General features: G+C 43.9%; 14 protein-coding genes, 1 other RNA gene and 3 pseudogenes. 4 read left to right on the top strand and 14 right to left on the bottom strand.

What is annotated here, in order from left to right:
- The first annotated feature begins 91 nt into the window (after positions 1-91).
- Positions 92-574, top strand: coding sequence for an S-ribosylhomocysteine lyase (locus STRCR_RS03580; protein ID WP_004227287.1), 483 nt, complete (start codon positions 92-94; stop codon positions 572-574).
- Positions 575-1,059: 485 nt separating this feature from the next.
- Here STRCR_RS03580 and STRCR_RS03575 read toward each other — a convergent pair whose 3' ends face one another.
- The 5 genes from STRCR_RS03575 to STRCR_RS03560 form a co-directional block, all read right to left on the bottom strand.
- Positions 1,060-2,526, bottom strand: coding sequence for a cell division site-positioning protein MapZ family protein (locus STRCR_RS03575; protein ID WP_004229139.1), 1,467 nt, complete (start codon positions 2,524-2,526; stop codon positions 1,060-1,062).
- Between the two features lie 11 nt (positions 2,527-2,537).
- Positions 2,538-3,692, bottom strand: coding sequence for a THUMP domain-containing class I SAM-dependent RNA methyltransferase (locus tag STRCR_RS03570; RefSeq protein ID WP_004227655.1), 1,155 nt, complete (start codon positions 3,690-3,692; stop codon positions 2,538-2,540).
- Between the two features lie 63 nt (positions 3,693-3,755).
- Positions 3,756-4,124: RNase P RNA component class B (rnpB, locus tag STRCR_RS11545), an RNA gene on the bottom strand.
- Between the two features lie 13 nt (positions 4,125-4,137).
- Entirely contained in the window at positions 4,138-4,476 is a 339-nt protein-coding gene (gene gpsB / locus STRCR_RS03565) for a cell division regulator GpsB (protein ID WP_004225864.1), read from the bottom strand.
- Positions 4,477-4,567: 91 nt separating this feature from the next.
- Positions 4,568-5,092 (bottom strand): SLOG family protein, encoded by a 525-nt coding sequence (locus STRCR_RS03560; protein WP_004225336.1) that lies wholly within the window; start codon positions 5,090-5,092, stop codon positions 4,568-4,570.
- 75 nt (positions 5,093-5,167) lie between these two features.
- On the opposite strand from STRCR_RS03560, the gene recU reads away from it, so the two are divergent.
- Positions 5,168-5,773: a Holliday junction resolvase RecU gene (gene recU, locus STRCR_RS03555; protein ID WP_004225326.1), complete on the top strand. Its 606-nt coding sequence runs from the start codon at positions 5,168-5,170 to the stop codon at positions 5,771-5,773.
- Positions 5,770-8,022 (top strand): penicillin-binding protein PBP1A, encoded by a 2,253-nt coding sequence (gene pbp1a / locus STRCR_RS03550; RefSeq protein WP_004226434.1) that lies wholly within the window; start codon positions 5,770-5,772, stop codon positions 8,020-8,022. The genes recU and pbp1a overlap by 4 nt, the downstream gene beginning before the upstream one ends.
- Before the next feature lie 103 nt (positions 8,023-8,125).
- On the opposite strand, the gene pepC is transcribed toward pbp1a, so the two are convergent.
- The 3 genes and pseudogenes from pepC to STRCR_RS03535 form a co-directional block, all read right to left on the bottom strand.
- Positions 8,126-9,463 carry an aminopeptidase C gene (pepC, locus tag STRCR_RS03545; RefSeq protein ID WP_004229982.1) on the bottom strand — a complete coding sequence of 446 codons (1,338 nt, stop codon included), beginning with the start codon at positions 9,461-9,463 and terminating at the stop codon, positions 8,126-8,128.
- A 405-nt stretch (positions 9,464-9,868) separates the two neighbouring features.
- Positions 9,869-10,432 carry an NAD(P)H-dependent oxidoreductase gene (locus STRCR_RS03540; RefSeq protein WP_004226276.1) on the bottom strand — a complete coding sequence of 188 codons (564 nt, stop codon included), beginning with the start codon at positions 10,430-10,432 and terminating at the stop codon, positions 9,869-9,871.
- Positions 10,429-10,794: pseudogene (locus STRCR_RS03535) on the bottom strand (TetR/AcrR family transcriptional regulator); the annotation flags it as partial. The gene STRCR_RS03540 and the pseudogene STRCR_RS03535, both read right to left, overlap by 4 nt.
- Positions 10,795-10,955: 161 nt before the next feature.
- Here STRCR_RS03535 and STRCR_RS03530 point away from each other — a divergent pair.
- Positions 10,956-11,663: pseudogene (locus STRCR_RS03530) on the top strand (ISL3 family transposase); the annotation flags it as partial.
- Here the strand turns inward: STRCR_RS03530 and STRCR_RS03525 are convergent.
- The 6 genes and pseudogenes from STRCR_RS03525 to STRCR_RS03500 form a co-directional block, all read right to left on the bottom strand.
- Positions 11,655-12,407, bottom strand: a pseudogene (locus STRCR_RS03525) (AAA family ATPase); the annotation flags it as partial. The pseudogenes STRCR_RS03530 and STRCR_RS03525 sit on opposite strands and share 9 nt — an antisense overlap.
- A gap of 212 nt (positions 12,408-12,619) precedes the next feature.
- A complete protein-coding gene (locus tag STRCR_RS03520) occupies positions 12,620-13,456 on the bottom strand; it encodes an SDR family oxidoreductase (protein ID WP_004229823.1) in 837 nt (278 codons plus the stop codon).
- Positions 13,457-13,474: 18 nt separating this feature from the next.
- Positions 13,475-13,996, bottom strand: coding sequence for a DinB family protein (locus STRCR_RS03515; protein WP_004229020.1), 522 nt, complete (start codon positions 13,994-13,996; stop codon positions 13,475-13,477).
- A gap of 11 nt (positions 13,997-14,007) precedes the next feature.
- Complete coding sequence (locus STRCR_RS03510) at positions 14,008-16,530, bottom strand: ATP-binding cassette domain-containing protein (protein ID WP_004227538.1); 2,523 nt, start codon at positions 16,528-16,530, stop codon at positions 14,008-14,010.
- 76 nt (positions 16,531-16,606) lie between these two features.
- Positions 16,607-17,077: a MarR family winged helix-turn-helix transcriptional regulator gene (locus tag STRCR_RS03505; protein ID WP_004228437.1), complete on the bottom strand. Its 471-nt coding sequence runs from the start codon at positions 17,075-17,077 to the stop codon at positions 16,607-16,609.
- 188 nt (positions 17,078-17,265) lie between these two features.
- Complete coding sequence (locus STRCR_RS03500; protein ID WP_004229251.1) at positions 17,266-17,880, bottom strand: nitroreductase family protein; 615 nt, start codon at positions 17,878-17,880, stop codon at positions 17,266-17,268.

The following is a 17,880-nucleotide window of genomic DNA, read 5'->3' as shown; positions in this document are numbered from 1 at the left end:
CTTATGCCACTGAGATGCGGCAAGGCACAGTCAACGATGTATCGCTTTGATTTTCAAAGAGCATAAAAACTTTTAAAAGCGAGGTAAACTCATGCCAAAAGATGTTGTTGTAGAAAGTTTTGAACTGGATCATACCATAGTCAAAGCACCTTACGTCCGCTTAATTTCTGAAGAACAAGGCCCTGTCGGAGACACCATCACCAACTTCGACCTTCGTTTAGTTCAGCCTAACGAAAATGCTATTGATACAGCAGGTTTGCACACTATCGAGCACCTGCTAGCTAAACTTATCCGTCAGCGTATTGATGGCCTCATCGACTGCTCTCCTTTTGGCTGCCGCACAGGCTTTCATATGATTTTCTGGGGCAAGCAAAACCCGACAGAAATCGCTAAAGCCGTGAAATCCAGTCTGGAAGAAATCGCTAATAGCATTACCTGGAACGATGTCCCAGGAACAACTATCGAATCCTGTGGAAATTATAAAGATCACAGTTTGCATTCAGCTAAAGAATGGGCCAAGCTTATCCTTTCCCAAGGAATTTCCGATAATGCTTTTGAGCGGCACATCGTTTAAACAGTTGTAAAGTCTGGGTTGAATACTTTCTAATCCTAGTGAATAGCTTAATCCCAGCAGATTTTTAAGCTTTAGTCGTATAAAAAACAAGAGTCTGAGACAAAAAGAGTTCAGGTCAAAGAAAAAACAGAGATTCACTTTTGATGTGAGTCTCTGTTTTTGTTGTGAGCCATTTTCTTGTTGTATTTGAGGAGGTGTTATTGGTCATAAGAACCAATCCCATGTCAATGGTTACTTGGCGTTTTCCCCTTAGGTACAGCGTTTGTACCCCAAACAAGCCTTTATCTGCCCACTACATCAACTTTCCCTTGTGCAGAGATGGGATGAAATGCTCCAATGAACTTTGGTAGTCTGGAGATAGACTGCCAAACGCTCGCCACCTTAAAGAACAACAGAAGTTAAAGCCTTAAAATGGGAGAGCAAGGAAAATCAAAATCGTATTTGTATCACGATTTACCGATTGAGTCCCACTCTCTTTTAAAAACTTAAAAATCAAGATTATCTGAATTGCCAGAAGCATTCCCAACAAAGTAGCCCGTTTGAGCATTTACAGAAAAGAGATAGGTGCCATCTGACTTATACATGTTGTAGTAGCCGTGACCATTGACGATATTAACTGGTTCCAAAATATAGTCATCACCTGAGAAATACCCACGTGATTGTGACGTCGAGACAACCTTTTCTAAGATACCATCACCAAAAATCCAAGCGGCATTATTGACATCCTTAACCGCATCCGCATTGTAAGGGACACGACTCCGATCTCGTTGAAGAATGGAAGGATCATAGCTGGTAATACCAGACTGACGGATATTGCCACCAGAAGGAATGGCTGGAGTACTAGATGAACCAGCATTGGTATTTTGACCACCATTATCAGCTGGAGCAGAACTAGATTGACTAGATGAACTGGAAGCAGAAGTTTGATCAGCTTTTTGCTGCTCCTTCCCCTTTTTGATAGCTTCTTGAATCAATTTATCAAGTGTGCTGTTGCCAGTTTTGAGGGTATCATCAGTCAGTTTATCAAAGTCTGCCTCCTTCTTGGCCTTGGCATCAGCAGCCAACTTTCCATCAACAATTATATCCTTGTCAAAAAGTTTATTGACTGTCTTGATCGCTGTAATCTGTTTATTCAGGCTGCTATAATCTGACTTAGCATCCTTATAATAAGTCGTACCATCAAGTTTTTTCAGAGTCTTGTTGAGATTAATCAGCTGGCTGAACTGACTATTTTTCAACTGAGTCTGTTTATCATCAATAAAGAAGGACTTATATGACTTTTGAAAGGCTTTATAATCGGTTTTGCCATCATCCTTACCTTTGGCACTAGCCCCAGAAGATACCGTTGTCGTTGACTGCTTATTCCAATAATTCAAGCCAAAGCCAGTCCCGACAATGACCACTAGAATAGCTACTAAGCCTGCTACAATTCCTACTTTTTTCTTTTTAGAGGGCTCTTCTTCTGGTAAGAAATCCTCAACCTCATCTGACTTTTCCTCTGGTTCAACCAGATAATCTTCATCATTGATGGACTGGTCATCCTCAGCAGTCTTATCCACTGCTCTCACCCCTTCTTTAGCAGGGGCAAAGACACGGGTTTCATCTAGGAATTCTGGGTCCTTTTGTTCGGTAGCCATTGTCTCAGAAGCCTGATTTTGCTCCTGAACTTCCGGCTCCTCTTTAGATAGCACCCCCTGATGAGCCAACTCTTCTCTCTGCTTTTGAATAAAACTATCCAAAGATGACGTGTCAATATTCTCAAAATCAGACGTCTGTGACTCATACTTTTCAGCTGCCACTTGATCACGGTGCTGCTTAATATACTTATCGAGGACACCATCATCATCAGTAACACCGGCTTCAATTTCCTTGTGTTTTTGAAGAGCTTCTTGAACCGTCATATCCTTGGCTTCTTCAAAATCCAGCTTCCCATTTTCATTTTCCTTAGCCATAAAAGTCCTCTCTACATTTCTGATCGCTTAACCCGCTGACCAAAATATTGATACAAATCAACCCGCAAGGTTCCGTTATAGAGCTTGCGTTTCTTATCAGCGACTGTCCCATACTTTTGTTCAAAATTTTCATCACTAGTCAAAATAAACTTACTCCAAGTCCTCAGTGGAGCAAAGGTCTGACCCATTTCATTATACAGAATGTCAACCGCTTTGTCATCAAGCAATCGCTCTCCATAAGGAGGATTAGAAATGATAACGCCGTTGATTTTATCCGTTTTCAAGTCTTGCAAGCGCATTTGTTTCAATTTGATAACATCTGCAAGTCCAGCTTCTAAGGCGTTATTTTTAGCAACTTCAATCATGCGGGAGTCAATATCTGTCCCCATAATATCCAATTCTATATCGTAGTTAGCTTTGCTGTCTGCTTCCTCACGGACAGCCTCAACCAGCTCTTTATCAACCCAGGGCCAAGCTTCAAAGGCAAAATCCCGATTAAATCCTGGTGCAATATTCATGCCAATCATAGCCGCTTCAATACAGAAGGTACCTGACCCACAGGTTGGATCGATAAAAGGTTTATCAGGATACCAGTTGGACAGCATAATGATAGCCGCTGCCATATTTTCTTTGATAGGAGCTCCGCCCTTATCAGTTCGGTAGCCCCGTTTAAAAAGACTTTCCCCTGTTGTATCAATCATGACCATGGCCTGATTCTTATGAATCGATATCTCTATCCTAAATTCAGCCCCAGTTTCTTGCAAAGGAACCCCTTCAGGACGATGGAAATAGCTCTGCAATTTTTTAACGATGGCTTTTTTGGTAATAGCCTGAACACTGGGCTCATTATGGAGCTTGGAACGGACACACTTGGCCTTGGCCACTGGAAACTTAGCCCCCAAAGGCAGGTAGTTTTCCCAATCCAGGGCAAAGACTCCTTGAAAAAGTTCCTCAAAGGTCCGGGCTGGAAATTCTCCAACCACAATCTTAATACGATCTGCTGCCCGCAACCAGAGATTCGTCTGAGCTACGGTTGTGATATCTCCTTGAAAACGAACCCGGCCATTTTCAACCTGGCGCTCAATTCCCAAATCTTTAATTTCACGGCCAACTACTGCTTCGAGTCCTGCTGCCGCTGTTGCTATTAAATTAAATGTTTGCTTCATATTTGTCCTATTTTTATACAATAAAAGCTAGCCTGAGCTAGCTCCTAAACCTATTATGCAATTTTCTATAAGCCATGTTTTGTTCCAGAGACACTAGGTGCTGTCTCCTTCGATAATCATCTGTCTACTGCTTACGCAGTCAAGATGGTCCGTTCGGATTCCAGCCATCTCGTGCCCCGACCAAAATTTGGGTTGCTAGCTTGAGGGGTTTACCGCGTTCCACTCCTTAAGTTTCCTCAAGGACTCCGTCACTGTGGCACTTTCAGGACTGGGAACATATCCAAGAACTTAGCTCCGTCGTCCGCCGTCATGTCAAATAGACATGCCTAGGCTTATTGTTTCACCTAGCACAAACACTACTGGCATCACAGCCAGTGCTAGCATGGACTTTCCTCATATCAACTAAAAAGTGACATGCGATTATCCAAAAATTGCACACTGTCTTCTAGTCCATCAATTGTTTCCCGAAAACTTCCTTTTCAAGGCGGCTAACGCGCTTCAAAAGATCAATATTACTAGCTTGTGCCGAGGCCACACTAGCCGTGCGAAGACCATCACTGCCGTACGATGGGGTCACACTAGCAGGCTGAGCCGCAGCTTTTTTAGCATCAGCTTTTAACTTTTCATTTTCCTTGCGCAAAGCTGCAATTTGAGACGCATAAGTCTCATAGTCCTTGATGACATCATCTAAAAATTCATCAACTTCATTCTTGTCATAGCCGCGCATACTGGTTTTAAAATCTTGTTCATAAATGTCCTTAGGACTAAAAATAATACTTGCCATTCTTTTCTCCATACCTATCTGTCATTTTTGTCAGAGCTAACAGCCCTAGCAAATAGTAATTATACAGACAAAACTATCAAAAATCAAGTCTTTACCACTCATCCTCTTCCAAAATTTCATTTAAATTTTCGAAAGTTAAGAAGTCTACAAAATAATGATTATTTGAGGTCATTTGCTTGATAAAATATTTCAAGTTCGTTTCAGCTTCAGAATCATAAAAAACATAGGCGCCATCAGTATTATCAATCAAAAATTGATTGTAAATTCTAAATTGGCTAGGATTTTGATAGCTCTCATAGGAATATTTCACAAAATCAGCCTGCTTAAAACGAGCCAGCTTTTCTTGATTGCTTTCCTTCCAATTTTGACCATGCGTTTGAAAAGGAAAAATCACTGCCGTTTGAAACTGATATTCTGACTTCAGCTCTTCAGCAACTTCAAAAGTCCAGAATTCAAAACCCAGATTTCCTGTAAAAATGAGCCATTCCAAACCTTGATCACAATATTGTAAAATGGCCCGTTTGATAGCTTTTTTGATAATCCCAATTTTAGGGTCATCATCTTTAAAAATTCCCAGTTCAAAATTACGGTAACCCGTTACAAGAATTGAGGTCATAGACTGTATTCCTTCAAATTTTTATGGTATAATGGGAAGGCTTATGGAAATAAGTCTGTTTCAGTTAGGAGAATTATGGTTAACTATCCACATAACCTTGTTCGTAAGCCATTTCCAAAAGTAAGGCAGCAAAAGAAAAAAACTGATTTTGCCAATCGGGGAATGTCTTTCGAAGCAGCTATCAACCAGACCAATGAATACTATTTGGCCCATCAGATGGCTGTCATTCACAAGAAACCGACCCCTGTTCAGATTGTCAAGGTTGATTATCCCAGACGGAGTCGGGCAAAAATAGTAGAAGCCTACTTTCGTCAAGCCTCCACAACAGATTATTCTGGTGTTTATAAGGGGCATTATATTGACTTTGAGGCTAAGGAGACCCGCCAAAAAACAGCCATGCCCATGAAAAATTTTCATGCCCATCAGGTTGAACACATGGAACAGGTGCTCAAGCAGGACGGCATTTGCTTTGTCCTATTGCATTTTTCTAGCTTGAAAGAAACTTATCTCCTACCAGCGAGGGCTCTGATAGATTTTTATCAGATTGATAATGGCAGCAAGTCCATGCCCCTTCATTATATCAGAAAAAAGGGTATTATAATCAAGGAAAGTGCCTTTCCTCAGGTACCTTATTTAGACATTATCGACTACCATTTTTTGAACGGAAGTAAAGACTTATGAAAAATTTTAATTTTAAATTTCCAGATTTGAAGGGCATTGGGAATAATTTATCCGACCGAATCAAATCAATTGGAAAAAGTGAAGGCGAACATGGACGCAAATTAACACCTAAGCAGAAGTCTTGGAAATTCTTCAAGTACTTTCTAGGCATTATCGCCTCCTTAGCAATCGTTGGGATCATCGCCGGCGGCTTGCTGTTCGCTTATTATGCCAGCAGCGCACCTAGCCTGTCTGAAAGACAGCTGGTTGCTACTAACTCAAGTATTCTCTACGATAAGAATGGCAGTGAAATTGCTGACTTGGGGGCAGAAAAACGGATCAGTGCTAAAACCGATTCAATTCCTGTTAATCTGGTTAATGCTATTACAGCTATTGAGGACCATCGCTTCTATAAACACCGTGGGATTGATATCTATCGGATTATCGGTGCGGCCTGGCACAACATGACCCGTACCAGCACCCAAGGGGGATCCACACTTGACCAACAATTGATTAAACTGGCTTACTTCTCCACTAACAATTCCGATAAAACTCTTAAACGGAAGGCTCAAGAGGCATGGCTGTCAATCCAGATGGAAAAGAAGTACAGCAAAGAAGAAATCATGACCTTCTACGTCAATAAAGTTTATATGGGGAATGGTTATTATGGAATGCAAACTGCAGCCAAGGGCTACTATGGCAAGAGCCTCACTGACTTATCCATTCCTCAGCTGGCTCTCCTTGCAGGGCTGCCAAATGCTCCGACTCTCTATGACCCTTACACCAATCCTGAACAAGCCAAGAAACGGCGGGATACCGTCCTTTCTGAAATGTATAAGGTGGGAAACATCGATAAGAAAACTTATGATTCTGCTATCGCCACTGATGTTGGAGATGGGTTGATTCCGCAGACCGAAAAATCAAGCTATGATGCCTACCTTGATAATTATATTAAGGAAGTTGTCAATCAGGTTTCGGAAAAGACCCATGCAGATGTCTACAGCGCAGGACTCAAAGTTTACACAAATGTTGACTCGACTGCCCAACAGCGTCTTTACGATATCGTCAACTCTGATGATTACGTCGCTTACCCTGATGACAAAATGCAGATTGCAACAACTGTCATTGATGTTACTAATGGTAATGTCGTTGCTCAAATCGGTGCCCGGCACCAAGATGCAGCTGTTTCGATGGGATCCAATCAGGCCGTCCTAACCGACCGTGACTGGGGTTCAACCATGAAACCAATCACGGATTATGCGCCAGCCATCGAAAATGGTGTTTACAACTCAACTGGTGCAAGTATTTCCGATAGCCCTTACAACTTCCCTGGAACATCGACACCAGTTTACGACTGGGATAGAAAATACATGGGAACCATGTCTATCCAAACCGCTATCCAGCAATCACGGAATATTCCAGCAGTTAAGTCCCTCTATGCAGTCGGTCTAGATAAGGCCCAATCCTTCTTGAGCGGGTTGGGGATTAACTATCCTGAACTACAATACTCCAATGCGATCTCAAGTAATACTAGCAGTTCTGATCAAAAATATGGAGCCAGCTCTGAAAAAATGGCTGCTGCTTACGCTGCTTTTGCCAACGGCGGTACCTATTATGAGCCGCTCTATATCAATAAAATTGAGTTTAGCAATGGTAAAGACCAAACCTTCTCATCGAATGGCTCACAAGCTATGTCACCTGAAACAGCCTACATGATGGTCGATATGATGAAGACCGTTCTACAAGCTGGTACAGGTACCAAAGCTGCTGTGCCCGGTGCTATCAATGCTGGTAAGACTGGTACTTCCAACTACTCCGATGATGAGTTGGCACAGGTCGAGGCTGATACCGGTCTCTACAATGCCTCTGTCGGAACCATGGCTCCTGATGAATCCTTCGTTGGAATCACGCCGATGTACTCTATGGCAGTTTGGACTGGTTACAAGAGCCGTTTCACGCCTGTCTATGGTACAGGTCTTGATGTCGCAGCAGAAGTTTATCAAGCTATGAGTTCCTTCCTCTTCCAAACTTATGGCAGCGGTTCTACAGATTGGACAATGCCTGATGGGGTCTATCGTAGCGGTGGCTATGTTGCCAAGAGTGGTTATAGTAACAACTACAGTTACAGTACATCGTCATCATCCTATGGCTACAGCAGCAGTTCTGATTCTCAAACGCAAAGTTCCAGCAGTAGTTCTGATAATAGTAGCTCATCGAGCAGTCAAACTGACCAAAATAATAGCGACAGTGATGATAATGATAGTGAATAGTCTAAAGAGTCTTGAGTTTACACTCAAGGCTCTTTTAAACATCTTAAAAATCCTAGAAGCATTTTTCTCCTAGGATTATTATATATCTCTAAAAAACTAGAACTTATTTACTAGCCAAAGCTCCCATTGGATCCCAAGGAGCCAAAACTTTCGGTTCTGCTTGATAGGCTGCCAGCTCTTCTTGAGTTAGTAACTCTTTACGGACAACAATTTGATAGGTATATTCGTCCATCCAACTGTCAGTTGCAACGAAGTAACCATCCTGACCAACCTTTTCTCCCCAAGAATTTTCAACCTTCCATTTAATAGGTTGACCCTCAGCATCCAAATCAACACCAGTGAGAACCATGGCATGAGTCATCAGGCTTTCGCTGTAATCCAACCGACCAGCTTTATCCTGCTTAAGGTTGATATCAAGAGCTGTCGCAAAATCGTAAAGATTAGCAGCCATAACGCCAGATTGACGGTTGCTGGATTGCCCCACATCTGAACCAAACCAAACTGTTTCACCAGCCTTCATTTGAGCGATAGCCAATTCCTTAAAGCGTTTCATATCTAGGTTGAGGTAGCGAACTTGGCGACTGCCAACTACATTCCCTAAAAGCTCAACTGTGTAAGACTTACCATAGGGCTTATCCGCTGTCGGAGCATTGATGATAGATACATAATCATACAGCTTGAGGCCAACATACTCTTGGTAAAATTCCTGCGGTGTAATATCACTATCCTTATGGTAATTATCATCCTTATCGCGATAGGCAAAATCAAACCGACGCGGTGGCAGACCAAGATTAACAGCTAAGAAATTAAAGATTTCTTGCAAGAGCTCCTCCTTCTTAGCTTGGACAGAGCTGTCATCAGCACCAGCAGCAATTAATTCCCGCAAGATTTGAGCATCTTGACGGAGCAACTTATTAAGATATTGATTAAGTTCCCGACTATTGCTAGATGAAATAGATTCTGGATAAACTGATTTAGGTACGACTCCGTACTTTTCAAAGAGAGCCACGACCATGTCCCATTGGCCCCCATCTTGTTGCGGAACATCAAGCAAGAATTTAACCTTGCGGCTACCTAACTCTTGGTCAGCTGTCGCAATAATTTGCTCTAAGAACCAGTTAGATTTTTCATACTTATCCCAGAAGAAGGTATGAGCTTGAGAGAGCTCAAAATTCTCCAACTTAAAGTCTGCAATTAATTTATGACGGAAGGTATTGAGAGCCGCAAACATCCAGCAACGACCGGATTGTTTTTGATTGGCAACCTCATCCTTGGTTAAATCAATGGAGTAGGCAAAATCATTGTTTTGACTAGCCTTGCGATTTTCTAAAGACTTAAGCAGTCCAGCATGAGTCACAGCATTTTCAACAGCTCTCAGCTTAGGGTTGGCCTGGTAGTCTGCATATAGTTTGTCAGTAAAACGTGTTTCAATTTTCGACATAGTGCACTTCCTTCTAATTTTCATTTCTCATCTATTATAATACATGCCAAAGAATATGCAAACTCTTGCAAAGAGCAAAAGCCCAAAAGCCCAAAAGTTCACTTCTAGAGCCACAACCATCATTATCACCTTGGTCTTTTCACTATTTTAAAATTAAGATTAAACATGATATAATGGCAAGGTAAAAATTTTAAGGAGAATTTAGAACAATGATGAATATGCAAAACATACTTCACAGTTTTTTAAATTCCGTTATCATCAAAAACATTGATTTTACTAGACTAATCTTTCAATAACTTCATTTAACATTACAAAAAATCATTTTAATAAGACAAAAAATAGACAATAGCAGTATCTGAGTTGCACTAAAAAAGCTTCCCTCTTTTGAAGGAAGCTATTTTTATATTATAGATTTTTAGCTTTTTGGATGATCTTATCCAAGTCTTTTTGTCGCTTCTGGGCAGAAATTTTTTCAACACCAGTAATTTGACTGATGGTGACCGGTGAAATACCACAGGCTTTTAAAATCTGATTTTTAAGAACCTTACCATAGTCTTGAGAAAATAGCGTAATAAAAGATGGCGTATTGTGGGTAGTAATAATCCAAGCCTTACCTTTTAGATGACCTTTCAAGCCAGTCTTAGTGTTGTGATAAGCAAATCCAGCAACAAAGACACGGTCAATAAATCCTTTGAGCATTGCCGGCATCCCCGACCACCAAATGGGAAAGATGAAAATGAATTGGTCAGCCCAAGTCACCAAATCACGATATTTTGCAGTTTCAGGATCAGAGACTAAATCACGTCTACGATGTTTATCATCAAAACGCAAAGCAGGATCAAATCCTTCAGCATAGAGATCAAGTACTTGAAGTTTATGGGACTTATCAATATTTTCTCGTACTTGTTTGAGGATGTAAGCGTTGAAACTTTGTGGGTTAGGATGAGCCGTAATAATTAAAATATTCATGTGTTTTCTCCTTTGATGTAAATATCAAGCATATGTTCGATCATTACTCGAAGAGATGCTTGTGAAAAATCCGTTCCGATAGGGCTTTTTGATAGAATAGCCAGGCCTGATATAAAGCTCCAAAAATGAAAGAGAGTTTCAGCTTCACTATTATGGAAGCCCTCCTCCTCTCTTAATGCTAGGACAACACGTTTAAAAGCATCAAAACCAGGTAAGTCCTTTTCTGCTAAAATAGTATCCCCAGAAGGCTCCATGTATTTAAAGGGATATTTAATAAAAAGCGCTTCAAAGACATAAGGATTCTTTTGTGCAGCTAAAACAAAGTTTAATCCCATTTGACTCAATTCATCTCTCGCTGATGAGAATGACGTGAGGCCTACGAACATCTCATTGGCCCTTTGCGGCTCTATAATTTCTGTAGTGGGTAAATCCACTTTGGAGATTATGGAGCTTTTGAGTGTACAAAAAAAGTCCCATATGACTTATAATGAACAGCGACGAAACCATCATTAGAAAGGCTCATATGGAACTACTTAAGAATACCACAGATTTAATCGGATTGAAAGACAAAAATATTTCTATTCTCTGCGCTTGGCAGCACCCATCTCATATCGAAATCAAAGCTAAGTTGGATTATACTGCCCCTTTATGCCCCCATTGTCAAGGGACTATGATTAAGTACGACTTTCAAAAAGAGTCTAAAATCCCTATTCTTGACGCACAGGGAATGCCTACCGTTCTCAAACTCAAGAAGCGACGCTTTCAGTGCAAATCCTGTCGTCGAGTCTCGGTCGCTTAGACCCCTCTTGTTCAGAAAAACCACCAGATTTCTAAACCTGTTCTCTCAAAGATAACAGAGCTTCATACCGACAAACTTACTAATTCTGATATTTCCAAACGACTACATATCTCGGTCTCCGCTGTTCAACGAAAGCTAGAACAATTCACCTTTAGAAAAGACTTTTCAAAGCTACTTAAAGTCCTATCTTGGGACGAATTCTCTTACCAAAAAGGGAAACTAGCTTTTATTGCTCAGGATTTTGAGACCAAAAAGATTATCACTGTTTTGGAGGATAACAGACAAACAACCATCAGAAATTACTTCTACCAGTATCCTAGAAAAGTACGTGAACAAGTCAAGTTCGTGACTGTAGATATGTCTGGAAGTTACATCCCCATCATCAGGCAACTATTTCCAAAGGCCCAGATAGTTTTAGATCGGTTCCACATCACTATTTCTCATGGACTTGTGGAGGGCGCTGATGATATTGTAGTGCTCCTCACCATCCTTATCGTAATAAGCTGTCTTATCCCCCAGCATGAGGGTGAGGAGGTACTGATTGATAACGACGGTCTCGTCTGTGCGCTCCGCATTTAGAACCAGCATCTCCAGTGTATTGAGGGCATTTCTAGCATCCCCATTTGAAAAGATGGCTAACTGCTCCAAAATCTCCTGACTCACTTCAATTGTGATCCCTGGAAAGGCTTCGTACTCAGCTATGGTTTGCTGCAGGAGTTTAAGAATATTGTCCTTGGTCAACTGCTTGAGCACAAAGACCTTGGCGCGTGACAAGAGGGCGGCATTGATCTCAAAGGATGGATTTTCCGTCGTTGCTCCGATCAGGATGATGGAACCTTTTTCCACATAGGGTAAAAAAGCATACTGCTGGGCCTTATTAAAGCGGTGGATTTCATCGATAAAGACAATGGTTCGCTCGCCCATCTGACGGTTGAGCTCAGCTTCCTTCATGATGGTACGGATTTCCTTGATCCCATTCATGACCGCACTGAAGGTGCCAAAGTGAGACTGGGTCTTTCTGGCAATGATCTCTGCCAAGGTAGTCTTTCCGACACCAGGTGGCCCCCAGAAAATCATGGAAGAAATCTGGTCACTCTCAATCATTTGACGTAAGAATTGGCCCTCACCGACCAAGTGCTCCTGACCAATAAAGTGATCAAAATCCTTGGGCCGCAAGCGATTGGCTTAGGGCATGGTAGACGTTTGGTCCGCCTCAAATAGAGATGCTTGTTGCATGGGAGCCTCCTTTCTAGTGGGGTGAAAATGAGCGCTAGAGCTTTTCAATCAAGGCAGCAAACTGAGCGGCAGGCCGGTCATTGATAGCTTGACTATCTTGAACTTGAGTGGGATCCCCTTAAATCATGGGGTCTCTTTTCCTGTCAGCTCTCTCACCTAGCTCCTTCTTTTAAATAATCGGCTAGTGAGGTGGCCTTTCTCCCCAGCACCTTTTCAACATCATTGGTAACTGTCGCTAGCTCGCCATTGGCGATCGCTGTGTAGGTCGATACCCAGCTGTCCACTTCCCACTGCGGTGCCGACCAGACCTTTCGGGAGTCATAAGCCTGAGGAACCGTTTCTTGGACATAAGTGATTGGCTTATTCCAAGCTTTGCTGATGAGAGTTGCTATCTCAGCTAGACTTAGACTCTCTGGACCTGTCATGTCTAGCACCTGGTTTTCATAAGCTTTAGGATTTTTCAGGACAGCTGAAGCAACGCCTGCCACATCCTCACGAAAGACAGTTGAGACCCTTCCTTGACCAGCAGGCCCCTTGATTTCTCCGTATTCTCGGGCCAGATCAATAAAGAAATCCATATAGAAATTATCTCGGATAAAGGTATAGGTAAAGCCTTGGTCCTTGATATAGTTTTCCGTTTGGGCGTGGTCACGCGCTAGGGTAAAGGTGCTATCTAACTTAGCATTGAAAAAACTCGTATAGATGATGCGGCTTACGCCAGCCATTTTTGCAGCATCAATTAAGGCTTTATGCTCTGCAACACGGGTTTCTGATTGGTGAGCTGAGACAATAAAGAGGATATCGACGCCACTTAAAGCCTCCACTGTCTTCTCACTCTTATCATAATAGGCCTCATGGATAGTAGTGTGAGGCAGGACTTCTACGGCTTCTGGCCGACGGGCCAAAAGTTTGGCAGAAATCCCTGCTTGCGATAGGTCACGGGCCAATTGACCTCCTAGTTTGCCAGTCACTCCTGTTAAGGCAATCATACGGTTATCTCCTTTCAACTAATCCATCAAGCCCAGCAGACGACGGGCGTAAAAGACTTGGCCTGAGTGCATGGTAATGTCGTCCAGAGTGGAGACAAGGCGCACACCACGAGTCACGGCCGGTGTCCAAGATTCATCGACGATATCGTCCAGGCTCTCCTCAGTCAGGCTGTTAATATAGGCAACCGCCTGATCTCTCGCTGCCTTGAAATAGGCAAATAAGTCATCAAAGCTATCCACCGTGATGGTTTGCGCTTCTTCTAGCGTGTGGAGCCAGCTTGGATTTTTGGTGTCATTTTTGGGTAATTTTTCCTGCCAGCCTTGTTTGTAGAGCCAGTCAGTCCCTGCTAGTTCAGCGATCTGGATATCCAGCACCATGGCGGTGTGCCAAAGGAGCCAGGTCATGGACTTGATCTGAGGAGCCATCTCTGCAGCTGGGAAGCTATTGGCCTGCTCGACACTCACGCCTTCGAAAGCTCGTTCAAAGCGCTCATAAGCACGGTTAAGGTCATCAATCAATAAATCAGTATAGGTAGTCATTACAATCTCCTTTAGTTATGGGTTGAATTGAGGTGAAATTTTGCAGCGTGTTCTCTCAGGTAGTCCAGCGTCAGGCTAGAGTCCTTTGAAGCAATCAGCTCCATAGGTCGGCCTTGAGCCATAATCTGGCCACCATTGAAGCCTCCGCGTGGGCCAAGGTCTACCAGATAGTCGCTGTTAATCATGACGTCCAAGTCATGGGTGATGACAATGAGGCTGGCACCCTTTTCCTTGAGGCGGTTAAAGACACCCAGCAGGGTTTGGACATCACGGGAATGCAGGCCGATGGTTGGCTCGTCAAAAACAAAGAGGGTCTCTGATCGCTTCTTGTTGAGGTGGCTGGCTAGCTTGAGCCGTTGGACTTCACCACCAGACAAAGCCGGCGTACTCTCACCTAGGTGCAAGTAACCAAGACCAATCTCAGAGAGGTTCTTAAGCTCCTTGTAGATGCGGGCTTGGTCCTCAAAGACCTCTAACGCCTCCTCTACGGACAAGTCCAAGAGGTCAACGATACTGTAGCCCTGCCAAGTGATGTCCTGAATTTCAGGCTTATAGCGCTTGCCCTGACAGTCTGGACAGGTCTCCTCCATATCGGGCAGGTACTGGATATCCAGAACGATCGTTCCCAGGCCATTGCAGGTTGGACAGGCCCCTTCCTTGTTATTATAGGAAAAATAGGTAGAACTATAGCCTTTTTCCTTGGCTTCTGGCAAATCGGCAAAGAGCTTGCGCAGATTGGTCATGATGCTGGTGTAGGTCGCTAAGGTCGAACGCAGATTCTTCCCGATTGGTTTGGCATCAATGCTGACGACTTCTTTGAGGCTAGTGTCTAACCGTTTGACGTGCGTGGGCATAGCTTCACCGGCTTTTTTGGCCTGGATGGCTGGCACGAGACTCTCGAGAATCAAGCTGGTTTTTCCAGCCCCAGAAAATCCTGATATTGCTGTCATTTGCCCCTGAGGCAAATCAACCGTCACATCCTTGAGGTTAAAGAACTCACTAATCTCCAGATGAAGCTTTTCCTGGCTAGTTGATACGACCTTGTCATGCATGACCTTGGCATCCCCGGTGATAAAGGGGGCAATCAAGGACTTGGGATTTTGGACAATGTCCTCTGGCCGACCTTGAGCCACCACCTGACCACCATTTTCCCCAGCTTGGGGACCAATCTCTACAATCCAGTCCGCCTGGCTGATGATGGAAACTTCGTGATCCACGACCACTAGGGAATTCCCCTGAGCGATTAACTCGCGGAAAATGCCAATCAAGCCCTGAACATTATCAGGGTGCAGCCCGATAGAAGGCTCGTCCAATACATAGAGGACACCGGTGGTTTGCGTACGCAGGGTTCTGGCCAGTTGAATCCGTTGGAGCTCCCCAGTCGAGAGGGTATTACCATCACGAGAAAGGGTCAAATACTCCAATCCTAAGTCTAACAGTGGGCGCAGGTTTTCACGCAAATGGTTGCACAGCAGCTTAGCCATATTGTCCAGCTCTGCTGGTACACTGGCTAAAATCTCCTGAGACCAGCCCTCGAGCTCACCAAGACTGAGATCGGCAACCTGGGCGATATTCTTGCCAGTCAGGATCTGATCAAGTAAGGCAGGATTGAGCCTAGAACCGTGACAGGTTGGGCAGGTCGTAAAGTGAAAGAAAGCATCAACCTTGGCCATAGCCCGCTCGCTCTTGACCGACTTGAGAGAGGCATAAACCGCCTCATAGGCATTCTCATAGAGGGTATTTTCCGTGCTAAAGACCCGACCGGTCGAGGTCCTAAAATCCACCGCATATTTCTTCTTTTCCCCATGGAGGACGATGTCTTTTTCCGCATCCGTCAAGTCCTTATAAGGCACATCCGTGCGAACACCGATGTGGGCAGCAACTGTCGGCATAAAGTTTCGACCAGGCAGGCGCCAGGAAGCAATAGCCCCCTCTTGTAAGGTCAAATTTTCATCCGCAATCAAGCGGTTCTCATCCAGCGAGCGAATCTTACCGGTCCCCTGACAATCTGGGCAAGCTCCGGCAGAATTAAAGGAAAAATCCTCAGCTGCCTTGGCCATAAATTGGACCTGACAGGTCGGACAGGTAATGACCCCCATCTTTTCCCCTGAGAAATCCATGGCCTGGGCAATGGCAAGACTAGGCGCAATCTCATGACCATTTGGACAATGGGTGCTACCTAGCCGTGAAAACATAAGGCGAATGATGTTAAAGACCTCACTCATAGAACCAACTGTGGAGCGCTCAGACGGCACCGTTGGCCGCTGACGCAGGGCGATGGCTGATGGAATGTGGCGCACCTCCTGCACCTGGGACTGGCGATTCATATGAATGCGACGTCTGGTATAGGTAGATAGAGCCTCTAGATAACGCCTAGACCCTTCGGCATATAAAATTCCCATGGCCAAGGAACTCTTCCCAGAGCCAGATGGGCCTGTGATGGCGACAAACTGGTTGAGCGGGATGTCGATATCAATATTTTTAAGATTGTTCACCTTACCGCCACGCACCTGGATGGCATTTATCTCTGTCATAACTACTCCTTTATGATTTCCTTCTAACTACTTGGACAGTGGTTGCCGGACCTAGCGGTCTAGGCTGCCTGGGTCCCTACTGGTCTTTTTCAGGGATGTCTGATTTCCCAGTCTCCTCCATAGCCTGGCTAAGGTTGTCCAGGATCCGCTGGAGATAACCTTCTGTCTCCTTGATTTCCTCTGGTGTAAAACCCTTGTAAAAGACGTCGCTGAGTTTTTGGCTGACCGCCTGGCCAACCGCCTGCTGACTTCTGCCAAGCTCGGTCACATTATAGGCCTTCTTTCGGCCATCCCTGTGATCAGCTTGCGAATAGATCAGGCCCTGTTCCTCTAAGCGTTTGAGCATGAGAGACAGGGTGCTGGCTGCTAGTCCAGTCACCTGTGAGAGTTCGACAGCCGACTGGGGCGCCTTGACCCAGAGAGCTGACAATATCTTGCCCTGCTCTGCATTGTAGCGAGCATCCGGTGCCTGACTCAAATAGCGATTGAACAACCTGGCATTGAGCAGGCGAATCTTTAAAATCAAATAACCACCAATGGCTGACATGTGAAATTCCTTTTATATAAAACTGTTTTATATAAAAGATTATAAATCTAGACACTAAAAAAAGCAAGCCGAAACTTGCTTTGTCATCATAATAGGTAATCACTAGAATAAGCGCCTAGGCCACAAATTCAGCTACCTTAGCCCAAGGCTAACAGCTCTACTTACACAACTATGATTGGCATTTTAACTTATTTTTTTGATCGTTTCCATTTGTTCCAGTGGACACGGTTTTTGAGGGTGGCATTGACCTGAGTGGGAAGTTCAGCCTGGTCGATTGGGTGACCTAGGGCTAGAACAGCTGGTAGGTAGTAACGCTCTGGAACTCCTAAATAATCCTTGATAAGCTGGCTTTCTTTTCCTACTGGTGCATGTAGGTTTGCTCCCAGGCCTTCTGCCGTCGTCGCTAGGAAAATATTTTCAATCAGAGTCCAGGTTGCCCCATAGTCCCAAAGTCCATAATCGTTTTTAGGGCTCTTGATCTCATATTTAACGGGGAAAAAAGGCAAAATCAAGCAGGCTGCTTCCGATAATTGTGTCCTCTGCTTGGGATAGGAAATCATGGCCATCTCTTGCCGTGGCGTTTTAGCCTCTTTCAAGTCCATTCGATAGGGCTTGACAAAGCTCGCCACTTCCGAAATAAGTGTCTTGTCCGTCAGAGTCACCAGCTCCCAGCGTCTCTGATGATTGGATGAAGGGGCCTTTAGCCCCGCCTCCAAAATCCGCTCAATCACTACCTTCTCAATTGGCTCATCCTTAAATTGTCTGATGGTTCTTCGTTTGTTGATGACGTCATAAAATTCCAT

It is taken from the genome of Streptococcus criceti HS-6, assembly GCF_000187975.2.
Lineage (GTDB): Bacteria > Bacillota > Bacilli > Lactobacillales > Streptococcaceae > Streptococcus > Streptococcus criceti.
This window is presented reverse-complemented; position numbering and strand designations above follow the sequence as displayed.

Excerpts from the sequence above, each read along its gene's own strand:
- STRCR_RS03580 (WP_004227287.1), top strand. The coding sequence starts at position 92 with ATGCCAAAAGATGTTGTTGTAGAAAGTTTTGAACTGGATCATACCATA.
- STRCR_RS03575 (WP_004229139.1), bottom strand. The coding sequence starts at position 2,526 with ATGGCTAAGGAAAATGAAAATGGGAAGCTGGATTTTGAAGAAGCCAAG.
- STRCR_RS03570 (WP_004227655.1), bottom strand. The coding sequence starts at position 3,692 with ATGAAGCAAACATTTAATTTAATAGCAACAGCGGCAGCAGGACTCGAA.
- gpsB (WP_004225864.1), bottom strand. The coding sequence starts at position 4,476 with ATGGCAAGTATTATTTTTAGTCCTAAGGACATTTATGAACAAGATTTT.
- STRCR_RS03560 (WP_004225336.1), bottom strand. The coding sequence starts at position 5,092 with ATGACCTCAATTCTTGTAACGGGTTACCGTAATTTTGAACTGGGAATT.
- recU (WP_004225326.1), top strand. The coding sequence starts at position 5,168 with ATGGTTAACTATCCACATAACCTTGTTCGTAAGCCATTTCCAAAAGTA.
- pbp1a (WP_004226434.1), top strand. The coding sequence starts at position 5,770 with ATGAAAAATTTTAATTTTAAATTTCCAGATTTGAAGGGCATTGGGAAT.
- pepC (WP_004229982.1), bottom strand. The coding sequence starts at position 9,463 with ATGTCGAAAATTGAAACACGTTTTACTGACAAACTATATGCAGACTAC.
- STRCR_RS03540 (WP_004226276.1), bottom strand. The coding sequence starts at position 10,432 with ATGAATATTTTAATTATTACGGCTCATCCTAACCCACAAAGTTTCAAC.
- STRCR_RS03520 (WP_004229823.1), bottom strand. The coding sequence starts at position 13,456 with ATGATTGCCTTAACAGGAGTGACTGGCAAACTAGGAGGTCAATTGGCC.
- STRCR_RS03515 (WP_004229020.1), bottom strand. The coding sequence starts at position 13,996 with ATGACTACCTATACTGATTTATTGATTGATGACCTTAACCGTGCTTAT.
- STRCR_RS03510 (WP_004227538.1), bottom strand. The coding sequence starts at position 16,530 with ATGACAGAGATAAATGCCATCCAGGTGCGTGGCGGTAAGGTGAACAAT.
- STRCR_RS03505 (WP_004228437.1), bottom strand. The coding sequence starts at position 17,077 with ATGTCAGCCATTGGTGGTTATTTGATTTTAAAGATTCGCCTGCTCAAT.
- STRCR_RS03500 (WP_004229251.1), bottom strand. The coding sequence starts at position 17,880 with ATGGAATTTTATGACGTCATCAACAAACGAAGAACCATCAGACAATTT.